We start from the raw sequence: 23,143 nt of genomic DNA, 5'->3' as shown, positions 1-23,143 counted from the left end.
ATAATATTACTGATACAGTTATTTTGAGCCTACTTAAAACTCTTTGATTGAAAGGTTATAAAAGATTCACCTAAAATAGTAGCATAATATAAAAGATTCAATGAAAACCTTGATGAATTTCGAATATGGAACAAGTTGTATGATTTCATAAAAAAAGAGCCCTCATATTAGGACTCTAGGAAATCTTCAAGATAATATCCAAACTCATTGACTAATGCTTTCATTTTTTCTAAATCAGTGATTTGCCCATTCTTACATCTCAAAAATGCATTGTGGGCTAAAACTCCATATGCAGAGTACTTACGTTTTCGCATCTCTTCTACCATTTCTTTGGTTGGTAGATTAAAGATTCTTTCCACCTCCTCTGGCTTAATAAAGATAGAGTCATCGCCACATAAAATAGCTCGTACATCATCATCCAAAATAAACAACCAACCCTCATCCAAATAACGTGGATGACGTCTTTTAATCTCTGCATGTCATGGCTTGTATATCACCGTAATCAACCCACACATAAGTATTCTGCGTAACATCAGAATCATATGAAACTCTTCCTGATGTGCTGCACATTACTTAAATCAAATGATCATCGGAAAATGTTGATACCAATTTTGAAGGAAATCTGAAGAATATAACCAAAAACATAACATTAGTGAAATATAATTATGCTATGTTCAATTTAATTTGTGTAACTCTAGAAAATCAAACATATTATGATAACATTACAAAAGAAAAATGCGCTCCTAGTGAAATCAAATACTTACTTTTCCACGAATATGACAATGAATCAATAAACAATATATTCAGTGCAGAATTGGCACCTATTTTTATGAAACAGCTAGATGCATGGTATTACGAGGAAAAATACGAAGATTCGTTAAAAGAAGGCTCACAAAATCGATCAAATTACTGGTACGATTTATTTAAACGTTCTCAATTTGAATGGTCCAAAGAACTATTGCAATTTAATTATTTACCGTCAAAAAACATAGAAATCCTTAAATATAAGCCAAAGATTTGATAATTAGTTAAGAAGGAGGTTATAAAACCTCCTTCTTATTGATAATTTTTCTTTACTTTATTAAAATGCTCAGATACTGTTTTATCAACAAAATAAACATACGTGCCTCTTATACCTCTAGTTAATAATACATAGTAAGCATTTAAAACATATTCTCTAAGTTCCTCATATGATTCAGATTGTGCATCAAAACCTATTGGAATTGCATTTCTGTCTTTAACTTTAGCAACATTTACCTCAAGTCTTTTTGTATTAGTATCATAATAAACATCATCTCCAATTATTACACCACAGTAATTTAAATCCGCTCCTTGCAAAGTGTGAACACAGCCTACTTCATTTACCGAATTAGCAGAAGAGACCCATTCTTCATCGGTAGAATTCCAAATCAGCTTATATCCATCAAAATCAAAATCATAAATCAAATCTCTATTATGTGAGTTTCGTACATCTTTCTTGCTATATTTTTTAGAATTCCATTCAACATAATAGCCAGCAGACATACGACATAATCCACAATCATCGTCGAAGTCTTTTATATAATCATGCATTTTTTTTACACTAGGAGCCTCCGAAATATTATACTCCCCAAAATCTTCACTTTCATCATTAGCTAGATTACTAATAGAATCAATTCTTTCAATTCCAAGAAATTGTTCAATAAAATTAACATATTCATTCCCACCATTTATTCTATGTTGTTCATTTAGAGTATATTTCTTGTACTTCACACTATCTTCATTAAGGAAGTGGTCAATTAATTTGTTAAATTCTTGATGGTTTATATCGGAAGGCCTTACAAATTGCAAACTATCTCTTAGTACTATCAAGTGATTACTGTTATTAAACGCCAAACTTAAATCATTATACTCCCCTTTATTTAAATAACTTAATACATTAGCTTGCTTTGCATAATATTTTTTCATTCTGTGCGCTTCATCTACTATTAAAATATCAAATTTTCCATCTACTAAATTTTTCCCCCTAAGCACTTTAATCCGTGTTAAATCTAACAGCTTAAGCAGGTCAATAATTTTCTTATGATTTGGCACTTGAGGTATATAAATGCTAATTCTATCTTGTGAGACCTTCTTTGTATAAACTAGCTCAAATACTAATTTAACAACAAGTAAAGATTTCCCCGTTCCTGGTCCACCAATAATATCGCTTATAGTTTTAACAGGATTTTCACTTATTAAATTGGCGATTATGTTTTCTAATGTTTTTTGTTGAATCGAGTCCAGGCATGTAAAAGGAGAATATTTAAATAACAAGTTATTCGTTACTATATCTAAGTCCTTAGTTAAAACTAACTTTTTCTCATACATAGTTTTCCAAACTTTCTCAACAACACTGTCTACTTTTTTCATGATTTTATTTTGATCTGGTATATTTTGATTCAAACGGTCATTTATAATTTGACTTCGACTATACTTGCCATCCACTAAAATCAATCTAAGTAGTTTGGATTCCACACCTCTCGCAATCGCTTCATCAAACTCTGTTCCATAAAACACTAGCATTTTGTCAAAACCTTTTTTTCTTTCATCTTTAAAATGATTTAAACTTCTGGTTTTCACTGACGTAGTTATACCTATATAAATCTGAGTTTTATCATTGTTAAAAAGGATATACACTGTAGATCTTAAGTGTAAATTTTCAGGGAATTCTTTAATAGGAAATTCAAACTCTTTTTTAACTACTTTAACTCTATCAAGTTTACTCAAAGCAATCTCTCCTAATTGATTATTTACTATATTAAATTAACTCATATTCAATTATTATAAAATACAAAACTACTTAATTAAAACAATGGACCTTCTATTATGTTTTAGTACAATAAAACGAATTATAAATTATCACTGAGCTTTGTATTGATAAATCAGTGTAATATTTTTCTTTCAGCACTTAGTTATAGCTATACGATTTTATCACTCAGAAAGCCGTATTTTCCCGGAATATTCCCACTTCTATAATTCCTTATATTTTTTATTGGACCCATAAGCTTTTTCTACAGGATATTTCCTTGCATTCTTCTCTATCTTACCTAAAATCAGCTCTTCTATATCTACATTTATTTCATCTGCCAATAAAATTGAATAAATTAAGACATCAGCAAGTTCATCCTTAATATTTTCAAAATTCTTTTCCATAGCTTCTTCGCTATTTTTCCATTGAAAATTTTCTAGCAATTCACTAGCTTCTAATGAAAGAGAAATTGCTAAATCCTTAGGATTATGAAACTGCTTCCAGTTTCTATCCTCTCTAAATTTCAATATCTGTTCCAACGTACTTTGATTCATTTTATACATCCTCCATATCCGTTTTATTAATAGACAGTTCTATAATGGCATAAAACAATTTTTACTCTTACATAGTAGCTGATTTATAGACGTCTTTAGTTAATGATCTAAAATTCAATTCCTTCAATATAAACGTAATTGTCTTCCTACATCTGTATAGATAAAATGAGAATTTTACCCTATCACGTTTAAGTTACCGTATTTACTCAATAATAATTGAAGACGATATTTCTCTGCTTTTTTCATCCAAGTATATGCATCTTCTAAAACTTTTTTCTTGTTTTCTGATCTATTTAACTCTTCACACTGCAATATCTTTACTTTACAACAAGGACATATATTTCCGATTGTATGGGTATTTACTGCTCCAATAACATTATTTTTTATATTAACGAAAAAGTATAGACAAAGAGAATACTCCTCTATTGTAGTTATCTTCATTAGTGAAGTTCCATCTTCATTCCCAAAAGTACCATCTGTACTCACATCTACTTTTACATCTTTGATATTTAAATTGACTGTTGGACTTGTCATTGCTTTCACTCCTTTGTATAAAACTCTTATTTTATGTAATTGTTGATGTAATTTTGATTTCAGTATTATCTCAAGTGATTTTATTTCTTGATCTCTTATCAAAAACAATTGTTGGCAAATTTTCGTAAACACCTAATTCGCCAAAGTCTACAGCATATTCTTGTAATCTGTTTTCCTTTTCACTCTTTCTATCTATAACAATTCCATTTTTACCTCGGATCTCTTCATCTGCGAATACCGCTTGTTTACTTATTCTCACTTTCTTCCCTACATCAAACATCCAGGGTATAAAACTCATGATATCTCTCCTTCGTTATATAAAATTAAACTTTTATTTAATATGCTCTGCTTCAGCTTCTTCTTTTTCTAAGTCTCCTAGCAAGAAATCTAATTCTATTATTGTAGATAGGGCATTGAATAATCGCAAGGCGTCTACTTGTTTCCAATTACATGGATAGTCTCTTCCGTGTAATACCCAATCCCTATTTATAATCGGTAAACGAGCGGGTCTTTTATCGAAATTTCCAACTTTAAATACACAATTTAAAAACTCTGCAACAGATATGTAGCATATTATGTATGTTCTATCGGTTTCGACTTCTTTCTTTACTTTCTTATACTGATCTCTTAAAGGCGGTTTTCTTTTCATATCAGGGTTTATATATTTTTGAAACCTTGGGGATATAAGTATTTGAGCAAGGCCTTCTATAACAATAAATAGATTAGGAATAACAATTAAATAATTCCCTCTTTCATAGCTGTCAAAGCATTGTACGAGAAGCTCTCTCCACTCTTTAGTTAATTCATGTTCAAGAATATGTGTTTTTATGAGTTGGAATTCTTTTTTATTTGAGTAAAACTCTAAGAATGTTGCATCTAATTCATCTTGATCTTCTATTTCTGACACTCCAATGGTTTCTCCTGGCGTCATGGCCATCGGAAGGGTCCATCCTCTTCTTCCTAAATTTCCAGCAGATTTCTTTTCCTTTCGCTCAAACTCTTCCCAATCTATATCAATTACAGGTCGTAGAGATACGTTAATTGATTCTATCAAATGCGTACGTAGTTCTGCGATTTTCTGGAACGCTTCCTGAATTTTTTCATTCGTATCTATATCTATCCCTTTTGGAAAAAACTTATGTTTGTTCTTGTTTAGAAAATCAGTATTAATTTGATGTTTCCCCTTTTCCATTACTGTATTTTCTCCCCTTTGCATAAAATATAGTTTTTATTTAATAATCATCTCTTCTATAACGAGGTCTAAGTACACATTGAAGAGCGCCTTCAATTGTGATTTTTCTATGATAGCCCATGCATTCAGTCCAATATATACGAATGTCGCCTTGAATTGATTTGAAAATTTTATTTATTGGCCTTGGTTTTTCTTCATATAATTTTTTAATATGTTCATGTAGTCTATTACGTATCCAGCCTTCGCCTATATACAAAACTTCTTCAGTAATAGGATCAACTATAACATATAAACCTCGCTTATTTTTAGGAACAAATTCATCAATCTTTCTTCTTAGCGGTAGATCACTTGTAGGCTTTTCATTCTCATTGTATTTATAACTAATATCAAACCAACACCATAGTGAATTTGAATTAAGTGGTAATAATGAATTACTTACCAGGGTTTCTTTAAGATTACTATCAAATTTACTAATATCCAATAAGAAAACCACTCCTTTGAGCAGAAATTAGTCGAGTTTCCTATATTACATATGTAACTTCATCTGATGCATAAAATCAATTGTTTATCCAGTCTCTTTTAATTGTAGATAACATATCATTTAGTATTCTATTCATCTCTTCTACTACAATTTTACTATTAGGCATTAATATATTAAAACCTATTACTTTTTTCCTTTTGGTATGTTCCCAGCCGCCTATAATAGCTTCAATCTGGTAATGTTCCTGTATTTCATATATTAATGAATATAATAAATTTTGTTCGTTAGATAAGAAATAACGGTCATTAACCATCAAGTATTTATCTTTAGATTGTGAGGAGTTCTTATACGATATATCAAGTAGTTCCTCACGACTAGATTCCTTACTCATATACGACTTAGCTTCAACGCTGTTCATTTTTTTATACGTGTCACCGTTTATGTAGTACCTATAATTTAGGTTTTTAATTGCATCCTCTACCTCGTGTATTGCTTGATTTTTATAATGAAGCACTATTTCATCTGTTAAGTCTTCTTTAGCTATATCAATCAATTCATCTTTAAAGATATTATAACTAATATCAGCTGCAGACGAAGAAATTTTTGAAGATATATAATCAATATACTTAGAAATAGAAGCATCAGATACCTCGAACATAAATTCACTGTTTTTTCTAATAGGAACTACTTCTAAAAACGGTATATCCTCTTCGTCGAAATATTGAACTTTCTCATCTTCGTTTGCATGTGTTACATAAACCTCTATTACAAATGGTTGAGAATCGTCATATTCGCCTTTCACTACAACATCGGCTATAGAATCCCCTACCCATTGCTCACTTTCAGCAAACCTCTTTTTGTAAAACTTTAATATATCTAATAATGATATCTCGTAAGAATCTATATTAATAGCCTTTAAAAATTCTTTGTACTTCTTTTTAAAATAACTTAAATCAATTACAAGCTTTATGTCTTCTTCTTTATTTACCTTATTGACAAGATAATGCTTTGCCTCGAAATGCAAGAGGGTTTCATGAGAGATACTACAATTACTACCAGGCTTATGACTAAAGTGATGCTCTCTTTTATTACCCTTTTTAGCAATTACATCTTCTTTGCAGTGAGGACATATGTATTTAATATGGTTATATAATCTATCCTCTATATGTACAACATCTGTTCCACTTAATGCGAAATTTAATTTTACACCCACTTAGATGCACTCCCTCTAAATACAGTTTTCATTTCAATATACCACTATAAATAATACCACATTTTTCTTTTTTATCCCTTGTGTCCTATTAAATATACCTATACAAAAACGATTATAAACATTAAAATACAAGTTATGGAAGCTATTATCACGTCTTGTGACCTAATTAAAGGAGGTCATTCGACATGAATGGAAGTATAAAACAAAATAAAAACACTGGTAATTGGGATTTTGTATTTAACGTTGCAAAGGACCCAATGACTGGGAAGCGTAAGCAAATTAGAAGACGTGGGTTTAAAACTAAACAAGAAGCTAACAAAGAGATGATTAAGTTGAAGGCAGAAGTTCTAACCAATGACTATCTTGAACCTACTTATATGACTTATAAGAAATTTATGGATGAGTATTTTCAAGAGCGTAAAAACAAATTACAGAAATCAACTTATATCTCTCACTTTGCTTTATATCAAAAAACGATTAAACCTAGGTTAGGTCACTTTAAATTACAGGAAATGACCACAATGCATTTACAGAGGTTTGTTAATGAATTAGTAGCGGAGTCACATTATGCAGAAGATACAATCGTCTTGATTTTTCGTATTATAAGCGCTTCATTTAAGAAAGCTTTTTCTATTACGCTTGATAAAAATAAACCCAACTATTGGGGTCACCTTACCAAAAGTGACTCGTAAAGGAATGCAAGTCTGGACACTCGAGCAAGTTAATAAATTTGTAGCCGAAGGAAGACGGGTGAAGTATCCTACGCGCTATTATATTGGATATTTAATGGCTGTACTCACTGGGTTGAGACAAGGTGAGATACTAGGATTACGTTGGAAAGATGTTGATTTGGATAACGGTATTATTTATATTAGACAGACTTTAACCGTTGGTAGAGCGTTGAAAGTCGGAGCAAAAAACGAGGCAAGCGTAAGATCATTACACATACCTACCGTACTTATAGAAGAACTAGAGTCTCATAAAAAGTTAATACAACAGGAAAAACTTTTCTACGGCGAAGATTATACTGATTTAGACTTAGTCCTTCCTACAATTCACGGCAGACCATTAGAACCACGGAGTTTCCGTAGAGCGTTCTATTCCCTAACGAACCACTTAGAACTTCCTCAGATACGTATACACGATCTACGGCATACTCACGCTACAGTGTTAATACAACAAAATATTAATGTGAAGTTAATATCTGAACGCTTAGGTCATACAGATATCGGTACAACACTACATACGTACAGTCACATCAAGTATGCAAAAATCAGTAGCGGAAAAGTTGAACGAGCTGTTTAGCGGAAGTGACCAAAGTAGTGACTCCTAATTCACTACCCAAGCACCTTCTCAATCTCAGCCTCTAAATCCACCGGCTTCGTTTGCGGCGCAAAACGCCCTACTACTTTCCCATCTTTTCCAATTAGAAACTTAGTAAAGTTCCATTTCACAGCTTTCATACCAAGTAAACCTGGTGCTTGTTCTGTCATGTATGTATAAAGAGGATGAGCCTTATCACCTTTCACATCAATCTTTGCAAACATCGGGAAGTTTACACCGTAGTTCAATTCACAAAAACTTGTAATATCCGTTTCTGTACCAGGTTCTTGTCCCCCGAATTGATTACAAGGGAAACCGAGTATCTCTAGTCCTTGTTCTTTATATTTATCATATACTTCCTGTAACCCTTTATATTGAGGTGTAAATCCACATTTACTAGCTACATTTACAATGAGAAGTACTTTTCCTTCGTAATCTTTTAACGATTTTTCTTCTCCTGTTATTGTTTTAGCTGAAAAATCATAAACTGTCATTGTTCCTACCCCTCTCTTCACTATCATTCTATGTTTATACTATACTACATTAGTGAATATACGGCTCTTATTACAATACTTACACATTAAAATGATAGCGCTTTATTCTTGTTCAAAAATTCGACACAAACTACTAGACTTTAATGATGGAAAGTTTTACAATTGAATTGTGAACAAAATGTGACAGTTTGCATTATAAATTGTGACATTTTCAATTCCATTATAAAAGAAAAGGATGGTGTTGATTATGAAAACTGCACAACGTGAAATGATTTCAAATCGTGAGTTTTATTTCGTACTATATATGATGTTATTGTATGTTACTGGCTGGGTAATCGATGTAAATGGCTTATTCCTAAGTTCCTACTTTAATTTAGCAGGAGAGATTACTCTTCCGTTAGTTGGCGGCATTGTTGGACTGTTCGTTATGTTTATCAATAAAGAACAAACTAAATAACAACATTACATAAAGGCAGAAGACGAATTTTTCGTTTTCTGCCTTTTTCTTTTTTAGCGTATAATAAAAAACATGCAAGTATATAAGGAGTGGTAAGTATGAAAAAAGTAGAACAACTATCTTCTCATCTATATCTTATTGATGATTATGACTTACAACATGATGAACGCACAGGTACATACGTTTTATTAGGTGACGATATTACTTTAATTGAAACTTGTGCGGCCCCTTCTCTTCCCTATATTTTAGACGGCTTACAGCAATTACATATTAATTTAAATGATGTAAAAAACATTATCGTTACACATGTTCATTTAGATCACGCAGGCGCAGCAGGGTTAATGATGGAAAAGTGCCCAAATGCTACTCTATTTGTGCATCCGCGCGGGGCTCGTCATATGATTGATCCAACAAAACTAATTCTTGGCGCAAAAGCTGTGTACAAAGAAGATTTTGATAAACTTTTTGATCCAATTCTTCCAATTGAAGAAGAACGTGTTCACATTGTACAAAATGGTGATACATTAAAAATTGCAGAAGACCGTACACTTACATTTTATGATACACCGGGACATGCGAAGCACCATATTAGCATTCACGATTCAAAAACAAACGGCATTTTCACTGGTGATACGATTGGAATTTATTATAGGGAACTAGCTGATCTTGGTGTAGAATTATATCTACCATCAACGTCCCCTTCACAATTCCAGCCAGATGCGATGATTGCCTCTAAAAATCACATTCAAAGTATGAATGTAGATACTATTTATTTCGGTCATTACGGCGCATCTGCCAATGTTACAGAAGTATATAGCCAACTTGAACATTGGTTACCTATTTTCGTTAATACTGGAAATGAAGTTTTTCAAAAACATACTAATTTTGATGAGGCTACTAAAGCATTACAATCTTTACTAATGGAGAAAGTCTCTACTCATCTTACAAAGCTAAACGTTCCATCAAATCATTCTGTTTATAATATTTTATATCTTGATTTAGAAATTAGCGCGATGGGAATTATTGATTACTTAACGAAGCAAACAAAATCCACAATTAACTAATAGAAAACGAAGATATATACAACGCCATTATCGTATATATCTTCGCTCCTTGAATATATTTTTTAATAAAGGATGGTGGAATGGAATGCACAAAGTGATACTATACCTCTGCTTTACATTATTTATCATCTTATTATTAGTTGTAGGTGTTAAAATTCAATTTTATTTAGATACAGACGCGCAAGTGAACTTTAACGTTTATCCAAGGTTATTCTACTTTACACTCTTCCCTCTTTTAGTCGGCATTTTATTACGATTCCTACAATCCATTAATCGCGAAACGAGTAAACAAAATTGGAATTTTCAGCTGGATAAATTTATCGCTATTACGTTGCCTACACTAATCATTTCCTTTTCTCCAGCTCTACTCTTTTCACCAGTTGGTGGATACCTACCTTATTTAACTAATATTATTCTTATAAATACAACTTTTGTTACTATTATTAGTTTAATAGCTGGTTACTCGCTTTTAGATTGTTTTATACAAAAAGACAAGGAGAATAGTAAGGAATATAACTAAGTGATTTCTCACTTTCACTTTATTAAGCAAGTCAAAGTAATTCTGTCCCTGACTTGTATGCAAAAGAACCTAATGATCAATTTTTAAGTTTCGTTGGTTATAGTGGTTTATTTATAAGCGCAATACATGCGGTAAGGAAATTTATGTTAAACTAAAGAAAATCGTGCGCTAAATCAAAATACATTTCAACCAAGGGAGATTTATTTTGTATAAATTAGGGGCTTTCTCGTTTCTAACATTTATCACAAGTGTATTTTCTTTCTTTATTTTAAGAGGGCCTAATGCAAATGTAACTTTAATTATTACGATTTTAGGCATACTTTCATTACTCGGAATTATATTTGCGATAGCATCAAAAAATTGGTTATTCGGAATACTTGGTACTGCATTAAATGGAGTAATACTGGTAGTTGTATATTTCCTATTGATAGCAAAAGGAATAGGTGGTTAATATATTTACATTTCAATAAGGAAAGCTCAAAGCTAAAGCTATGAGCTTTTTATTTATCTCACCTTTTCATCTACATATTCCATAAACTGCTCCGCTTTAATAAATTTTTCTTTGTACGCCTCAGGTACTTCGTCTGCTGTTATTCCGCCACTCGATTTCGTTTTTACTAATACGGTTTGATATGCCATTAATGCTTCCATATATTGTTCATACTCTTCAGGAGTTAATACTTCTTTACTAGATTTATGGCCGTTTAATTTATCAAAATACGGCTGAAGCTCCATTTCTACCTTTTTTAATCCCTCTTTTTTAGCTGGCGATAATTGATCATAATCAATATTACCATTCGAATCCCCGTACTCAAGCTTTGCATTCGTTAATTTCTTTAGTTCTTTTGTAAACTCTTCATATTCTTTTGCACCCATTTCATCTTTCGCTTGAGATAACTTTGCATTAAAACGCATGTATCCTTCTAATGTTATAGCTCCGGCATGCTTCTTTAAATTTTCAAACGACCCGTATATACCATCTGCCATAATAGATTGATAAGCAAAACCAGTTGTCGGAATTAAAAATGCGGCTGCAAGCACTCCTGCGATAAGGCGCTTCTTCCTTTTACTTCCACCGCGCTTCATTTTAATTTGAACGATTACTTTTTCTTTTAACTCTGGCGGGGCTATAATCCCTTTCGCTTCTTCTTGTATTGATTCCCTAACTCTACAATCTAAACTCATTTCACATTCCCTACCTCTCCTAAAAAGATTTCTTCTACTTGCTCTTTTTGACGTAGTTTCTTTAGTGCTGCATGAATTCTGGACTTCACGGTACCGATTGGAGTATGTAATATATGTGCTACTTCTTCTTGTGAGTAATCATGTAAGTATCTTAAGATAATAACTTGTTTCAATTTATATGGTAATTTATGAATGAGTTCAATTAATTTTTGGTTTGATATTTTACTTACAACATCGCTAGAAAAATCAATTTGTACTGGTTTTCTTTGCTCTTCTGCTTTTTTTACAATTCGCAGTCGCATCCACCTCTTTCTTCTATAAGAATGAATTTGTTTAATCGCAAGTCCAATTAACCATGGACGAAATGGCTTCTCACTATCATATTTACGAAGCGATTCATATAGCTGTATGTATATTTCCTGAACGACATCATCTATATCTGCTTTATCCTCTATTAAAAAATGTGCTGTCTTATATACTTCTTGAATCGTTTTATCATACAACTCACTATACGCTTCTTTATTTCCTGATAAAGTTAATTGGATTAGTTCTGTGTATACTGTTTCATCCTTCATATACCATCCCTCCTTTGTCCTACACTATATATTGGCAAGCAAACGATATTTCGTTCGATTTCTTTCAAAGATTTTTCAAATAAATTAATATAAGGATGCAATGGCTTCATAAGCTTCACTTATAACCCTGCATAACAATTATATAATTTTCCAATTCCTAATGAAGATTTAAAATAATATATATATTCAAATTTAGGAGGATGTATATGAAAGCTATCGTTGTAACTTCATTCGGTGGTCCTGAAGTGTTGAAATATACGGACATGGATATTCCTACAATTTCAGATAATCAAGTTTTAATTCGCGTTGTTGCTACTAGTGTTAATTTCGCCGATATTAAATCACGTTATGGTAAAAAAGGAAACAAAGCCTTACCTTTTATTCCAGGGATAGATGCAGCTGGTATTGTAGAACACGTAGGTTCTCATGTGAAAAATATTTATCCTGGCCAGCGTGTCATTACTTTTCCTCAAAATGGCTCTTACGCTGAATATGTTGTCGCGAACGAAAATCTTACTTTTGTATTACCTGATGAAGTTGATTTCCAAACTGCAGCTGCCTGCCCTATCGTATCTTTTACAAGCTACAATTTACTTGCAAATGTTGCAAGACTTCAGCAAGGTGAATCTGTTCTAATTCATGCCGCTGCTGAAGGAATTGGTACTACTGCGATTCAACTCGCAAAATTATTAGGGGCTAAAAAAGTAATCGGGACTGTCGGAAGTGAAGCAAAAAGAAAAATTGCTTTAGATGCTGGCGCTGATTATGTTATTTGTCATCAAGATGAAGATTTTGTAGAGAGGGTAGATCAGCTTACAAACGGAGAAGGCGTTAATATTGTTTTAGATTCTATTTCTGGTACTGTGTCCGAAAGAAGTTTAGACTGCCTTGCTTATTACGGTCGTCTCGTCCATTTCGGCAATGCTAGCGGAGAAGTTGGTAGTTTTCAAACGAAAGATTTACACGCAAGTTGCCGTTCTATACTCGGCTTCAGCTTTGGCACTACACGAAAAAAACGTCCTGAATTGCTTCAAGAAACTGCGAATCAAGTTTTCCGTTATTTACGCGATGGAAGTTTACAAATTAAAACTACGAAATCTTTTCCTCTTCAAGATGCAGGGAAAGCACATGAATGGGTCGAAAGTAGACAAAGTACAGGGAAAGTAATACTACACGTTCAGACAGCTCCCTAAAATGAATACATGAAATAGAGGTGTTATTCATGGGATCACGAATTATGCATATCATTATCGCTAACGGTATTGCTGAGAAACTTTCTATTCAAGATAAAACCTCTTTCTTACTTGGTGGTGTAGCTCCTGATGCTGTTCATTCAAAAGAAGAAAAAGGAACTTCACATTTTTACGCTGGTACAACGAAAAACTATACGAGAAGAATAGATTATGATTCATTTATTCATAAATATGAAGATCATATGGATTCCTCTTATATTTTAGGTTATTATACCCACCTCATTGCCGATGATAATTGGCTAAGTGGATTTTTTCTACCTTGGCTAAAAAACAGAATTGAGAACGACGAAACTATCGTGCCTATGTACTATAACGATTTTAAATTATTGAACGCACAATTGTTGCATCATTACGATAAAGAACAACAGCTCTTCGCCCTACTTAATCAAGAGGCTAACATTGTGAATATCGAGGAGATTTCTAGAGAGAATGTTTTAGCTTTTCGGCAATATATTTTTGAAGATATGCTGTACCCCGAGCAACATTTGTATGAAGACCTACAGGTGTTTACATTTGATCAAATCGTTGGTTATATTGAGACAGCTATTGAAAAAGGGACATTTTTTATCAAACAACTCTCTAATGAAAAATCCACTTCAAACATTTAATCCCCCTCATTATATATGAGGGGGATTTTGACATAACGATATCATTATTTGTTCTTTTCCATAACCGCAAAATAATTCCCTTCACTATCAGCAAAGTTAAACACTTTACCAGTAGGCATAGTTACCATTTCGCCAACTGTAACATTTTTATTTGTTAAATCTTTGTATAGTTGTTCAAGATTTTCTGAGAAAAACATTAACGATGGTGTACCAAGATTCAATTCTGGGCTCATTTTGGAGATAACCTCTTTATTATGTAATATGATACTCGTCTCAGCATCATTAGTTGGAGCGATTTCAATCCATCTCATTCCTTGATTGTTATCTTCCTCTGCGATTACATGAAACCCTACTTTTTCTGTCCAAAAATTTAATGCCTCATCTTGATTATTTACATATAACATAATTTGTCCGACTTTATGAATCATTTCATTTCCCCCTAATGGTTTTTATATTCTATGTAGCTTTCTATAGGTGCTCTTATTAACCCTTTTATTTTATATGTATCTCTTCACGAAATTTATCGACTGACTCATTTCATTCCATGCACATACAAAATTAGAAACTAACACTATTGCCGTGTTTTGTCGATAAATCGATATTCCCTATAGAATCGTTGATATATTTGAAATTACTATTTAATAACTTATAAACAAAAAAGACGTAACTACGCATAGTTACGTCTTTCCATTCATTTATCTAGGCTTTTTCTTACCAGTAAAAGCTGGTTTCTTTTTCTTTGGTGCTGGTGGTTTCGATTCTACAAATGTTCCTTTGAACATTTCTTGTTTCGTAAACACGATACCTAATTTTTTCGCAAATTGAAGTAATTTACGCTCTTCTTGTTCTGTTACAAGAGAAACGACTGTTCCTTCTTTACCCATACGTCCTGTACGTCCAGAGCGGTGAATATATTGGTCTACTGTATCTGGTAATTCTAAGTGAATTACGTGTGTTAAATCATCGATATCTAATCCACGTGCTGCAATATCAGTAGCAAGTAGAATCTCTAATTTCCCGCTGCGGAAAGCGCGCATCGTTACTTCACGCTCTTGTTTGCTTGCCTCTGCATGAAGAGCTGCCGCTTTCATTTTACGGAATTTTAGTTTTTGAGTAATTTCATCTAAACGGAATGGATCATTTAAGAAGGCAACTGCTTTTACATTTCCCATATGCATAACTCTTCTAATATAATCATTTTTTTCACGACGTTCACAAACGATATACGTATGTTCAACTAGGCTCTGTGCCTCTGAGCGTGTTACACGTACTAATTGTGGTTCAACTGTCAAATCACGTGCCGCATCTTCTGCAGCTTTTGTTATTGTCGCCGAGCAGAATACTAATTGACGATCACGCATCGTTGATTTAATTACATCAAGTACAGCACCCATCATCTTTTGTTTTACAATTTGATCAAACTCATCAAATACAATCGTTTTCACTTCATGCATCTTTAATTTTTTCATACGAATCAATTCTAAAATACGTCCTGGTGAACCGACAATAACTCTTGGGTGTTTCTTTAATTTTTCAACTTGGCGCTTAATATCCGCACCACCAATTAAAGACGCACCTGAAATATCAGTTCCTGCTGTAAACTTTTGAACCTCTTCATGAATTTGCATAACAAGTTCACGAGTTGGCGCTAAAATTACAACTTGAGGTTGTTTAATTTCAGGATTAATTTTATGTAAAAGTGGTAATAAGTACGCTAATGTTTTTCCTGTTCCAGTTGGAGATTCAGCTATAACGTCTTGTCCTTCTAAAATAGTTGGAATCGCTTGTTTTTGAATTTCAGTAAACTCTTTAAAACCAGCCTTTTCCCAAGCTTGTTGTAAAAATGGTTGCATATCTTTTATCATTTGTTTTTCTCCTTTATCTCTATTTTTGAAGAAAATGTTGTATTGTTCGCACCGTTTCTATCATGTGTGAAATAACAGCTATTAAATCATCAACATGGTCTTCTGTAATCGCTTTTTGAAATAGAACCTCTACCTTATTATGATATGAAATCGCTTGCTTATTATATTCGTATGAAATTTTCTGTGTAATCATTCGCTCTTTTCCCCAAATAGATTGCAATAAAGCTTCAATTTCTTGACATCCTATCTCTGGCTGTTCCATTTCGAACGAGAACGCTAACTTCATTTCACAACCTGGTATAAACTGAGGTACTTCTAATATTTCACCTGATAAATTCTTCGCATCAACAGATAGTGAAAATGTCGCCTCTACCAGCGTTTTAAATGTTTCTGTTAGTTGAAATGAAATACTATACATACGACTTAATGAAGCAAGATCCATCACATCTTTTCGATCTGTTACGAGAATATCACCGTGTAAATCGAAATCATAGACAGCTCCTTCCACAATTACCTTTAAATTTTCAAAAGCAGTTGGATCAAACATAATTTCCTCCAAAAAACAGGCGCCTTTCTATGGAAAGGCGCCACTTGATGTATATATAGTTTACAGATAAACGAGATGAATTACAACCTTTTAGAATAAACCTACTGCTTTTCCATCTTCATTTACATCCATTTGAAGCGCAGCTGGCTGTTTAGGAAGACCAGGCATTGTTAACATTGTTCCTGTTAACGCAACGATAAACCCTGCACCGATAGATGGTTTCAATTCACGAATTGTAACGATAAAGTCAGATGGGCGACCTAATTTTGTTGCATCATCAGAAAGAGAGTATTGTGTTTTCGCCATACAAATTGGTAGGTTACTCCAACCTTCTCCTTCATATTGAGCTAGTTGCTTACGTGCTTTCGGAGCAAATTCAATATCTTTTGCGCCGTACACTTTTTGAGCAATTGTACGAATCTTTTCTTCTAATGGTAATTCTAATTCATAAAGTGGTGCGTAGTTGTTTTCACCTTTTTCAATTTCTTTTAACACTTTCTCAGCAAGGTCAACTCCGCCTTGGCCACCTTTCTCCCAAACTTCTGTTAAGGATACTGCATAGCCACGCTCATTGCACCATTCTTGTAAGTATGTAACTTCTGCATCTGTATCAGTAATGAATTTGTTAATGGCAATTACGAATGGAACACCGAAGCTTTGAATTGTTTCAACATGTTTCTGTAAGTTTTCCATTCCTTTTGCTAACGCATCTACATTTTCTTCTTTTAATTGATCTTTCGCCACGCCACCGTGCATTTTAAGCGCACGAATAGTCGCAACAATAACTACCGCTTCTGGTTTAATACCAGCTGCACGTGCTTTAATGTCTAAAAACTTCTCAGCACCTAAATCTGCACCGAATCCAGCTTCTGTAATAACATAATCACCTAATTTTGCTGCCATCGTCGTAGCGATAACACTGTTACAACCGTGAGCGATATTCGCAAATGGTCCGCCATGAATGATAGCTGGTGTATTTTCTAATGTTTGTACTAAGTTCGGTTTTAATGCATCTTTTAATAGAAGTGTTAACGCACCTTCTACGCCTAAATCTTTAACTGTTACAGGTTGATTTGAAAAATTATAAGCGACAACAATGCGAGATAGACGAGCTTTTAAATCTTGAATATCTGTTGCAAGGCAGAATACGGCCATAATTTCAGATGCTACTGTAATATCAAAACCGTCTTCACGTGGCACACCTTGAACCGGTCCACCAAGGCCAATTACTACGTTACGAAGGGCACGATCATTTAAGTCAACACAGCGTTTCCAAACGATTTTACGCGTATCAATTCCAAGTGTGTTTCCTTGTTGGATATGATTATCAATGAACGCCGCTAATGCGTTATTGGCAGTTGTAATCGCATGAATATCTCCAGTAAAGTGAAGGTTAATATCTTCCATTGGTACTACTTGAGAATAACCGCCACCTGCTGCTCCGCCTTTTAATCCCATTGTTGGTCCAAGAGATGGTTCGCGAAGTGCAATTACTGTTTTCTTACCAATTTTATTAAAAGCTTGACCTAAACCAACTGTTACTGTTGATTTACCTTCTCCTGCTGGAGTTGGGTTAATCGCTGTTACTAAAACAACTTTACCGTCTTTCTCATCTTGTAAACGCTTAAAAATATCAAGAGATAACTTGCCTTTATAATGTCCATATGGCTCTAGTTCTTCTTCTAAAATATTTAAATTAGCTGCAATTTCTTGAATCTTCTTCATACTTGCTTCTTGTGCGATTTCAATATCGGATTTAACTGTTGTAGTAGTTGTCATATACCCTAGTCCCCCTTTAATTGGTTCTGATGATATTGTATCAGTTTTTTGTATTTTCTGCACTTTTTTACCTCCTAAAATTTTTTTGATTTCGTTATACGTTTTTTAACATAAATACCCATAAGAACGTTAACGATTGTTGTAACTCTGTAGGTAGTTGACCTAACATCTTCTCATTTACTCCGCGCTTATATACGCCGGTGCCATCTACAACTTCAAATCCTTGTTCTTTTGCTAACTGTTCAAATTCCCAAGGCATCATCGTATTGCAAACAACATCTTTGCCGTATAGACGCGGATAACTATTCTCTCTCGGTTTTGCTGTCGGTCCTAAAATTGCAATACATGCGTATCCATCTTTCTTTAAAACACGCTTTATTTCATTTAATGCTCGCAATGGCTCCTCGGTCCATTCTAAAGAATTAATTGCCATAATTGCTTCAAATTTCTCATTTTCAAATGGTAATGAAGAAAGATCACCTTTTATAAAAGATAAGTTTGGGCCTTCTCCGCGTTCCTTACCCTTTTGAATCATAACTTCCGATAAGTCCACCCCAACCGCTTTGTACCCAGTAAGACTTAATTTATATGTACCATACCCATCACCACAGCCAACATCTAGCACTTGTACTTCCTTTTCCACGTACTGCTCAAAAAATGGAATGATTGTACTCCTGCTCCCGCTATCCCACATTTCTTGACTATTTTGATTCCAAAACTCTGCATTGTTATCCCATTTTTTCTCTGCCGATTCATGCCAATTAAACCTCGTCATACATTCCCCTACCTTCAGTTATTATCATTCATTTCATTCTACATCATTTTCCAAAATTCCTGTTTATCCCGCATTAACGGGCAGTAGAATTCGGCGAATGCGAGGAAGTTAGGTGGGAGATAACTGCCCGTAAAAGCCCGATTGGTGAGGGCTAATAATCAGTGGGGGATGGACAAAACCCCCACTGATTAAAGTTTCACTTTATCTTCATAAGGAGATGAACAGGATAACAACGAAATCTATTTTCTCCAATTTTTGCTTTACTTGGGTTTAACTCATACTCATGTTCTGTTCCTTATGAAAGATACTATAGATACACCCAATTGAAAGAGAGGGATGTACATGCGAAGAAAGAGAAATCATCATTTTAAAAGTGGTGAAAAAAACGAAGAGTATGCAGCTGAAATATCTCCAGCTGGTATTCCGATTAGACATGAGCGCAAAGAAATTGCAAATGAAATTGAAGGTACAAATACCGGTGCAATGATCGGCTATGTCGCATTATTTCTTTCGTTATTCTCCATTGCTTTTTATCCTGTTACACTCGGCTCCCTTGCTATTTTAGTTGGCTTATTAGCTGTCAATTTTGGGGCGAGAACACTTGGATATACCGCAATTGGTTTTGGCAGTTTTTCTGTTTTATTCACTCTACTATATCCGCTTGCTTTATCAGCGTTTTAAAAAAAAACACACCAAGTTATACTTGGTGTGTTCATTCATGATACAACATGATATGACCGCATCCACAACAATGCTTCGCTGTAATTTCTTGAAAAACCGGATAATTTTCTTCATCTCTATGCTCAATAAACACCTTTTCAAATCGGTACATGTTTGGCGCATATGCCCAATCTTGTTTCGTACGTGCATATAATGTTGAAGAAAAAAACTCCTCACCACCACAAACGATACATCCCTTCTTCATCAATACCCCTCCTATGCTTGTCTTACTTCATCTATATGAACATAAGCATAAAAAAAAGACCTTCTATTACTAGAAAGTCTTCTCTGAAACAAAAAGAAATGTACCGAATATACCTACTCCGCTATATTCTTTCGTAACACCAGCTTCTGTTTTATACGTTTGCTTTACAGTCATAAAGAAAACACCATTTCGTGCATCAATACTTTCAAACTGTAATTTCTCTTTTTTTTCATCTACATTTTGCGTGCATTCAAAGCTACTCTCGTCACATTTCAATGCATACTTATCCTCTAAATACAATTTAAAATCTGATTCTTTCGGACAAGTTATAAGTAATATCGCCACGAGAATAATACTTACAATACCCACAATTGTATAATATTTCTTCATTTGTTCTCCTTTCAAAAGACAAGAAAACTTGACTTCATGCGCCAAGTTTTCTTAGTCCACAACCCATTGCCACTCTTGTTCTTTCTTATCAAAAATGAGCCAACCCGTTTCTGTTGCTTCCGCTTTCAATTCATCGATATTATCTAGTACCTCATCCGTACTTTCGAATGATCCTACTACATATACCGGAATTTCAAGACCTCTTCTCGACTCAATTTTCCCCGCTAAATCAATGTATAACCCATCTTCCATTAACGGCATAAGCCCAAGGATAACTTCCTTTGAAATTGCTGGGAAAATTTTTGATTTTTGGAAGAAAGTAAAACGTTTCTTTCCAAACGAACCGAGTTTATATGGAATCACTTTACTTAGCATTCCTACAAAATCACCGATTCTACGGTAATACACTTTGTTGTACCAACCGTCATCATGTGAAAAATAAACGAATCTATTCTTCAACAATGGGAAGAACGTTCTTCCAAGTGGTTCTTTTTTGTGAGCCAAATATAATAATTCTGCAATTTCTTTTGGCTCTAACTCATCTAAATCGCTTGCATCATCGAAATCTACCCAACAAAATTCATCAAATTCATCAATCTCTGCTTGAATGAGTTTATGTATGTTTTCTTCCTCAACATATTCAAATAAAGTATGATAATGAAAATCTGTCCACTCAAAATTATGCTTTAAAAGCAATACTTGATGAAGCGGTGAAGGGATGTTACTTGCAAACTCTTTAAACGTAATTCCAGATGTAATAAAACAATGACCCCGACGATTACCATTAATATATATCATATTGTTTACTTGGTCAGATCCTCCAGACAAAGCACCTAGCCACCTTCGTTTTATATGTTTCAATTCTATAGCATATTTTAACATGAAAAATTTTAGAAACATAGAAAAAACTTCAAAAACTATTTACAATTTCATGTGTTTTATTACATACTGATTACAAGAAAAAACGCCTGCTCATAAGCAGGCGTTTTTAAAGGATATCATCTGGATTTTGAGGGTGATGATTCCCCTCTTTTTTTTCATCTTTTTGGAACATCGATTGAATTTTATCGATTGTTTGTGGAGCTAATTCAATTATTTTTTCTGCTAAATGTGTCGCATTTTGTAAATGAAGAATATTTACCCCATCTTTATTCACGACTAGAAATGCTACTGGTGTAATTGACACACCACCCGCACTACCGCCACCAAATGCAGGGTTACCATTCGCTCTTTGTCCATCATTCGTCTGGAAATCAGAACCTCCTGCTCCAAAACCGAACGCTACTTTAGAAACTGTTAACACTACACCACCGTCAGCCGTTTGAACAGGCTCTCCAACAATCGTATTTACATCGACCATTTCCTTCAAATTTTCCATTGCTGCTTTCATTAATCCTTGAATTGGATGATCCACCGTTCATAACCTCCTTTGTCATATCTTTCCTAGTTTTTCCGAAACTTTGTGAACTAAACATAAAATTTCATATTGATTTCAAAAATAAAAAGTTGTAATATTTAGAAAAATAAAAAAAGAGGTAGTTTGTTATGATACGAAAATTAACAAAGAAAGATCATGAACAAGTATTTTCTTTTCTAAAAGAAGAAGCAGCCCTTAACTTGTTTATTATTGGAGATATTGAGGCTTTTGGTTACGAAACAGACTTTCAAGAGTTATGGGGAGCATTTGAAGAAAGCGGAACATTAAAATCTATTTTACTTCGCTTTCATGATGCGTTTATACCTTATAGTAAAGAAGAGTTTGTGGTTACTGACTATGAGGCACTTCTTTCAGCATATAAGCCGCTTAAACTCTCTGGTAAGTCAACTATTGTAGAAAGATTTGAAACTGCTCCAAGTATACAACTGGGGGCCAAAAATGAAATGTATTTTTGTGAATGTCTAGATGACAATAACTTACCTAACACACCAATTCATGAAACAATTAAACTTGCCTCACTAGATGATATAGAACGAATTATGCAATTACGAAGTAACATCTCTGAATTCCCGACCGCTAATGAATCAGAAAAAATGTTAAGGCAAGCTATCGAAACAACTACAGGACGTACATATTATATTGAAAAAGACGGTGCAATCATCGCATCCGCTTCTACTTCCGCTGAAAATTCATTATCCGCTATGGTAGTTGGCGTATGTACACATCCGAATTATCGCGGAAACGGATATGCTTCACTCATATTACAGAAAATGATTCAGGACTTTACGAAAGAAGGCCGAACACTTTGCCTATTTTATAACAATCCAGCTGCTGGACGAATTTATAAACGTCTAGGGTTTAAAGACATTGGCATGTGGACGATGTATCGATAATAAGAGGTACTCTATAAGCGGAAATAGTTGTAACTTTGCAATAAAAGCCGATTATACAAAAACTTCACACCGTTATTACGAAGAAACTACTTGAGGAGCGAGGACTCTAACTAAAAACTGTTATGCATTCAAACTAAATTTAGACAGATAAACGCCCCAACTATTGGATCTACTCCAGCAATTGGGGCTACATTTTTATTCTCAAATTCTTTCCACTACAAATAGAAATATTTATGAAACATTCATCACACTTATGTCGCTATTATGATAGTAATCATTTTAGAAACCCTTTTTTTGTTCATTTCATC

At 33.8% G+C, this 23,143-nt stretch carries 28 protein-coding genes and 1 pseudogene; 9 read left to right on the top strand and 20 right to left on the bottom strand.

Annotated elements, in window-relative coordinates; all coding sequences use genetic code 11:
• Positions 1-167 precede the first annotated feature (167 nt).
• The 8 genes from JTF23_RS03465 to JTF23_RS03430 form a co-directional block, all read right to left on the bottom strand.
• Complete coding sequence (locus JTF23_RS03465; RefSeq protein WP_204208109.1) at positions 168-422, bottom strand: hypothetical protein; 255 nt, start codon at positions 420-422, stop codon at positions 168-170.
• A gap of 634 nt (positions 423-1,056) precedes the next feature.
• The gene (locus JTF23_RS03460; RefSeq protein ID WP_204208108.1) at positions 1,057-2,748 is read right to left on the bottom strand and encodes a DNA/RNA helicase domain-containing protein; all 1,692 of its coding nucleotides are present in this window, start codon (positions 2,746-2,748) and stop codon (positions 1,057-1,059) included.
• A 243-nt stretch (positions 2,749-2,991) separates the two neighbouring features.
• On the bottom strand, positions 2,992-3,324 hold the full coding sequence (locus tag JTF23_RS03455; RefSeq protein WP_098661642.1) for a nucleotide pyrophosphohydrolase: 333 nt from the start codon (positions 3,322-3,324) through the stop codon (positions 2,992-2,994).
• A gap of 174 nt (positions 3,325-3,498) precedes the next feature.
• Positions 3,499-3,858, bottom strand: a complete 360-nt coding sequence (locus JTF23_RS03450) for a hypothetical protein (protein ID WP_098661641.1) — start codon at positions 3,856-3,858, stop codon at positions 3,499-3,501.
• Between the two features lie 70 nt (positions 3,859-3,928).
• Complete coding sequence (locus tag JTF23_RS03445) at positions 3,929-4,156, bottom strand: hypothetical protein (RefSeq protein ID WP_204208107.1); 228 nt, start codon at positions 4,154-4,156, stop codon at positions 3,929-3,931.
• 33 nt (positions 4,157-4,189) lie between these two features.
• Positions 4,190-5,050, bottom strand: coding sequence for a hypothetical protein (locus JTF23_RS03440; protein WP_098661639.1), 861 nt, complete (start codon positions 5,048-5,050; stop codon positions 4,190-4,192).
• A 40-nt stretch (positions 5,051-5,090) separates the two neighbouring features.
• Positions 5,091-5,531 (bottom strand): hypothetical protein, encoded by a 441-nt coding sequence (locus tag JTF23_RS03435; protein WP_252187991.1) that lies wholly within the window; start codon positions 5,529-5,531, stop codon positions 5,091-5,093.
• A gap of 76 nt (positions 5,532-5,607) precedes the next feature.
• On the bottom strand, positions 5,608-6,744 hold the full coding sequence (locus JTF23_RS03430) for a competence protein CoiA family protein (protein ID WP_204208105.1): 1,137 nt from the start codon (positions 6,742-6,744) through the stop codon (positions 5,608-5,610).
• Between the two features lie 185 nt (positions 6,745-6,929).
• Between JTF23_RS03430 and JTF23_RS28425 the strand changes: the two are divergent.
• Positions 6,930-8,077: pseudogene (locus JTF23_RS28425) on the top strand (site-specific integrase).
• Positions 8,078-8,081: 4 nt separating this feature from the next.
• On the opposite strand, the gene bsaA reads toward JTF23_RS28425, so the two are convergent.
• On the bottom strand, positions 8,082-8,561 hold the full coding sequence (gene bsaA, locus JTF23_RS03420) for a glutathione peroxidase (protein WP_204208104.1): 480 nt from the start codon (positions 8,559-8,561) through the stop codon (positions 8,082-8,084).
• A gap of 247 nt (positions 8,562-8,808) precedes the next feature.
• Between bsaA and JTF23_RS03415 the strand changes: the two genes are divergently transcribed.
• From JTF23_RS03415 to JTF23_RS03400, 4 genes are all read left to right on the top strand, one after another.
• The gene (locus JTF23_RS03415) at positions 8,809-9,018 is read left to right on the top strand and encodes a DUF3925 family protein (RefSeq protein WP_002200695.1); all 210 of its coding nucleotides are present in this window, start codon (positions 8,809-8,811) and stop codon (positions 9,016-9,018) included.
• 98 nt (positions 9,019-9,116) lie between these two features.
• Positions 9,117-10,082 (top strand): MBL fold metallo-hydrolase, encoded by a 966-nt coding sequence (locus JTF23_RS03410; protein WP_002158090.1) that lies wholly within the window; start codon positions 9,117-9,119, stop codon positions 10,080-10,082.
• Between the two features lie 85 nt (positions 10,083-10,167).
• Positions 10,168-10,602, top strand: coding sequence for a hypothetical protein (locus tag JTF23_RS03405; RefSeq protein ID WP_204208103.1), 435 nt, complete (start codon positions 10,168-10,170; stop codon positions 10,600-10,602).
• A gap of 205 nt (positions 10,603-10,807) precedes the next feature.
• The gene (locus JTF23_RS03400; RefSeq protein ID WP_204208102.1) at positions 10,808-11,053 is read left to right on the top strand and encodes a hypothetical protein; all 246 of its coding nucleotides are present in this window, start codon (positions 10,808-10,810) and stop codon (positions 11,051-11,053) included.
• 53 nt (positions 11,054-11,106) lie between these two features.
• Here JTF23_RS03400 and JTF23_RS03395 read toward each other — a convergent pair whose 3' ends face one another.
• Positions 11,107-11,787, bottom strand: coding sequence for a DUF3600 domain-containing protein (locus tag JTF23_RS03395; protein WP_002200698.1), 681 nt, complete (start codon positions 11,785-11,787; stop codon positions 11,107-11,109).
• Positions 11,784-12,362 (bottom strand): sigma-70 family RNA polymerase sigma factor, encoded by a 579-nt coding sequence (locus JTF23_RS03390; protein ID WP_002158094.1) that lies wholly within the window; start codon positions 12,360-12,362, stop codon positions 11,784-11,786. The genes JTF23_RS03395 and JTF23_RS03390 overlap by 4 nt, the downstream gene beginning before the upstream one ends.
• Before the next feature lie 206 nt (positions 12,363-12,568).
• Here JTF23_RS03390 and JTF23_RS03385 point away from each other — a divergent pair, with 206 nt between their 5' ends.
• Positions 12,569-13,555, top strand: a complete 987-nt coding sequence (locus JTF23_RS03385) for a quinone oxidoreductase family protein (protein WP_204208101.1) — start codon at positions 12,569-12,571, stop codon at positions 13,553-13,555.
• A 29-nt stretch (positions 13,556-13,584) separates the two neighbouring features.
• Positions 13,585-14,223: a zinc dependent phospholipase C family protein gene (locus JTF23_RS03380; protein WP_002158096.1), complete on the top strand. Its 639-nt coding sequence runs from the start codon at positions 13,585-13,587 to the stop codon at positions 14,221-14,223.
• 44 nt (positions 14,224-14,267) lie between these two features.
• Here JTF23_RS03380 and JTF23_RS03375 read toward each other — a convergent pair whose 3' ends face one another.
• The 5 genes from JTF23_RS03375 to JTF23_RS03355 all read right to left on the bottom strand — a co-directional run bounded on the left by JTF23_RS03375 (position 14,268) and on the right by JTF23_RS03355 (position 19,189).
• Positions 14,268-14,651, bottom strand: a complete 384-nt coding sequence (locus tag JTF23_RS03375) for a VOC family protein (RefSeq protein ID WP_078173753.1) — start codon at positions 14,649-14,651, stop codon at positions 14,268-14,270.
• Between the two features lie 267 nt (positions 14,652-14,918).
• Positions 14,919-16,088, bottom strand: a complete 1,170-nt coding sequence (locus tag JTF23_RS03370; RefSeq protein ID WP_002158100.1) for a DEAD/DEAH box helicase — start codon at positions 16,086-16,088, stop codon at positions 14,919-14,921.
• 19 nt (positions 16,089-16,107) lie between these two features.
• Positions 16,108-16,635, bottom strand: coding sequence for a hypothetical protein (locus tag JTF23_RS03365; RefSeq protein ID WP_002158102.1), 528 nt, complete (start codon positions 16,633-16,635; stop codon positions 16,108-16,110).
• A gap of 90 nt (positions 16,636-16,725) precedes the next feature.
• Positions 16,726-18,414 (bottom strand): formate--tetrahydrofolate ligase, encoded by a 1,689-nt coding sequence (locus JTF23_RS03360; protein WP_033710610.1) that lies wholly within the window; start codon positions 18,412-18,414, stop codon positions 16,726-16,728.
• 94 nt (positions 18,415-18,508) lie between these two features.
• Positions 18,509-19,189, bottom strand: a complete 681-nt coding sequence (locus JTF23_RS03355; RefSeq protein WP_002158104.1) for a class I SAM-dependent methyltransferase — start codon at positions 19,187-19,189, stop codon at positions 18,509-18,511.
• Between the two features lie 342 nt (positions 19,190-19,531).
• Here JTF23_RS03355 and JTF23_RS03350 point away from each other — a divergent pair, with 342 nt between their 5' ends.
• Positions 19,532-19,870 carry a hypothetical protein gene (locus JTF23_RS03350; RefSeq protein ID WP_001253195.1) on the top strand — a complete coding sequence of 113 codons (339 nt, stop codon included), beginning with the start codon at positions 19,532-19,534 and terminating at the stop codon, positions 19,868-19,870.
• 31 nt (positions 19,871-19,901) lie between these two features.
• Here JTF23_RS03350 and JTF23_RS03345 read toward each other — a convergent pair whose 3' ends face one another.
• From JTF23_RS03345 to ytfJ, 4 genes are all read right to left on the bottom strand, one after another.
• The gene (locus tag JTF23_RS03345) at positions 19,902-20,114 is read right to left on the bottom strand and encodes a hypothetical protein (RefSeq protein ID WP_002012518.1); all 213 of its coding nucleotides are present in this window, start codon (positions 20,112-20,114) and stop codon (positions 19,902-19,904) included.
• A gap of 69 nt (positions 20,115-20,183) precedes the next feature.
• Positions 20,184-20,504 (bottom strand): hypothetical protein, encoded by a 321-nt coding sequence (locus tag JTF23_RS03340; protein WP_002118741.1) that lies wholly within the window; start codon positions 20,502-20,504, stop codon positions 20,184-20,186.
• Positions 20,505-20,555: 51 nt separating this feature from the next.
• Complete coding sequence (locus tag JTF23_RS03335) at positions 20,556-21,332, bottom strand: hypothetical protein (protein ID WP_002085994.1); 777 nt, start codon at positions 21,330-21,332, stop codon at positions 20,556-20,558.
• Between the two features lie 160 nt (positions 21,333-21,492).
• A complete protein-coding gene (gene ytfJ / locus JTF23_RS03330; protein WP_002158105.1) occupies positions 21,493-21,918 on the bottom strand; it encodes a GerW family sporulation protein in 426 nt (141 codons plus the stop codon).
• A gap of 131 nt (positions 21,919-22,049) precedes the next feature.
• Here ytfJ and JTF23_RS03325 point away from each other — a divergent pair, with 131 nt between their 5' ends.
• Positions 22,050-22,835: a GNAT family N-acetyltransferase gene (locus JTF23_RS03325; protein ID WP_204208100.1), complete on the top strand. Its 786-nt coding sequence runs from the start codon at positions 22,050-22,052 to the stop codon at positions 22,833-22,835.
• Positions 22,836-23,143: the final 308 nt, after the last annotated feature.

This window comes from Bacillus sp. RIT 809, assembly GCF_016892495.1.
Lineage (GTDB): Bacteria > Bacillota > Bacilli > Bacillales > Bacillaceae_G > Bacillus_A > Bacillus_A cereus_U.
This window is presented reverse-complemented; position numbering and strand designations above follow the sequence as displayed.

Coding starts and splice junctions, on each gene's coding strand:
- JTF23_RS03455 (WP_098661642.1), bottom strand. CDS start 3,324: ATGAATCAAAGTACGTTGGAACAGATATTGAAATTTAGAGAGGATAGA.
- JTF23_RS03450 (WP_098661641.1), bottom strand. CDS start 3,858: ATGACAAGTCCAACAGTCAATTTAAATATCAAAGATGTAAAAGTAGAT.
- JTF23_RS03445 (WP_204208107.1), bottom strand. CDS start 4,156: ATGAGTTTTATACCCTGGATGTTTGATGTAGGGAAGAAAGTGAGAATA.
- JTF23_RS03440 (WP_098661639.1), bottom strand. CDS start 5,050: ATGGAAAAGGGGAAACATCAAATTAATACTGATTTTCTAAACAAGAAC.
- bsaA (WP_204208104.1), bottom strand. CDS start 8,561: ATGACAGTTTATGATTTTTCAGCTAAAACAATAACAGGAGAAGAAAAA.
- JTF23_RS03415 (WP_002200695.1), top strand. CDS start 8,809: ATGAAAACTGCACAACGTGAAATGATTTCAAATCGTGAGTTTTATTTC.
- JTF23_RS03410 (WP_002158090.1), top strand. CDS start 9,117: ATGAAAAAAGTAGAACAACTATCTTCTCATCTATATCTTATTGATGAT.
- JTF23_RS03405 (WP_204208103.1), top strand. CDS start 10,168: ATGCACAAAGTGATACTATACCTCTGCTTTACATTATTTATCATCTTA.
- JTF23_RS03395 (WP_002200698.1), bottom strand. CDS start 11,787: ATGAGTTTAGATTGTAGAGTTAGGGAATCAATACAAGAAGAAGCGAAA.
- JTF23_RS03390 (WP_002158094.1), bottom strand. CDS start 12,362: ATGAAGGATGAAACAGTATACACAGAACTAATCCAATTAACTTTATCA.
- JTF23_RS03385 (WP_204208101.1), top strand. CDS start 12,569: ATGAAAGCTATCGTTGTAACTTCATTCGGTGGTCCTGAAGTGTTGAAA.
- JTF23_RS03380 (WP_002158096.1), top strand. CDS start 13,585: ATGGGATCACGAATTATGCATATCATTATCGCTAACGGTATTGCTGAG.
- JTF23_RS03375 (WP_078173753.1), bottom strand. CDS start 14,651: ATGATTCATAAAGTCGGACAAATTATGTTATATGTAAATAATCAAGAT.
- JTF23_RS03370 (WP_002158100.1), bottom strand. CDS start 16,088: ATGATAAAAGATATGCAACCATTTTTACAACAAGCTTGGGAAAAGGCT.
- JTF23_RS03365 (WP_002158102.1), bottom strand. CDS start 16,635: ATGTTTGATCCAACTGCTTTTGAAAATTTAAAGGTAATTGTGGAAGGA.
- JTF23_RS03360 (WP_033710610.1), bottom strand. CDS start 18,414: ATGACAACTACTACAACAGTTAAATCCGATATTGAAATCGCACAAGAA.
- JTF23_RS03355 (WP_002158104.1), bottom strand. CDS start 19,189: ATGACGAGGTTTAATTGGCATGAATCGGCAGAGAAAAAATGGGATAAC.
- JTF23_RS03350 (WP_001253195.1), top strand. CDS start 19,532: ATGCGAAGAAAGAGAAATCATCATTTTAAAAGTGGTGAAAAAAACGAA.
- JTF23_RS03345 (WP_002012518.1), bottom strand. CDS start 20,114: ATGAAGAAGGGATGTATCGTTTGTGGTGGTGAGGAGTTTTTTTCTTCA.
- JTF23_RS03340 (WP_002118741.1), bottom strand. CDS start 20,504: ATGAAGAAATATTATACAATTGTGGGTATTGTAAGTATTATTCTCGTG.
- JTF23_RS03325 (WP_204208100.1), top strand. CDS start 22,050: ATGATACGAAAATTAACAAAGAAAGATCATGAACAAGTATTTTCTTTT.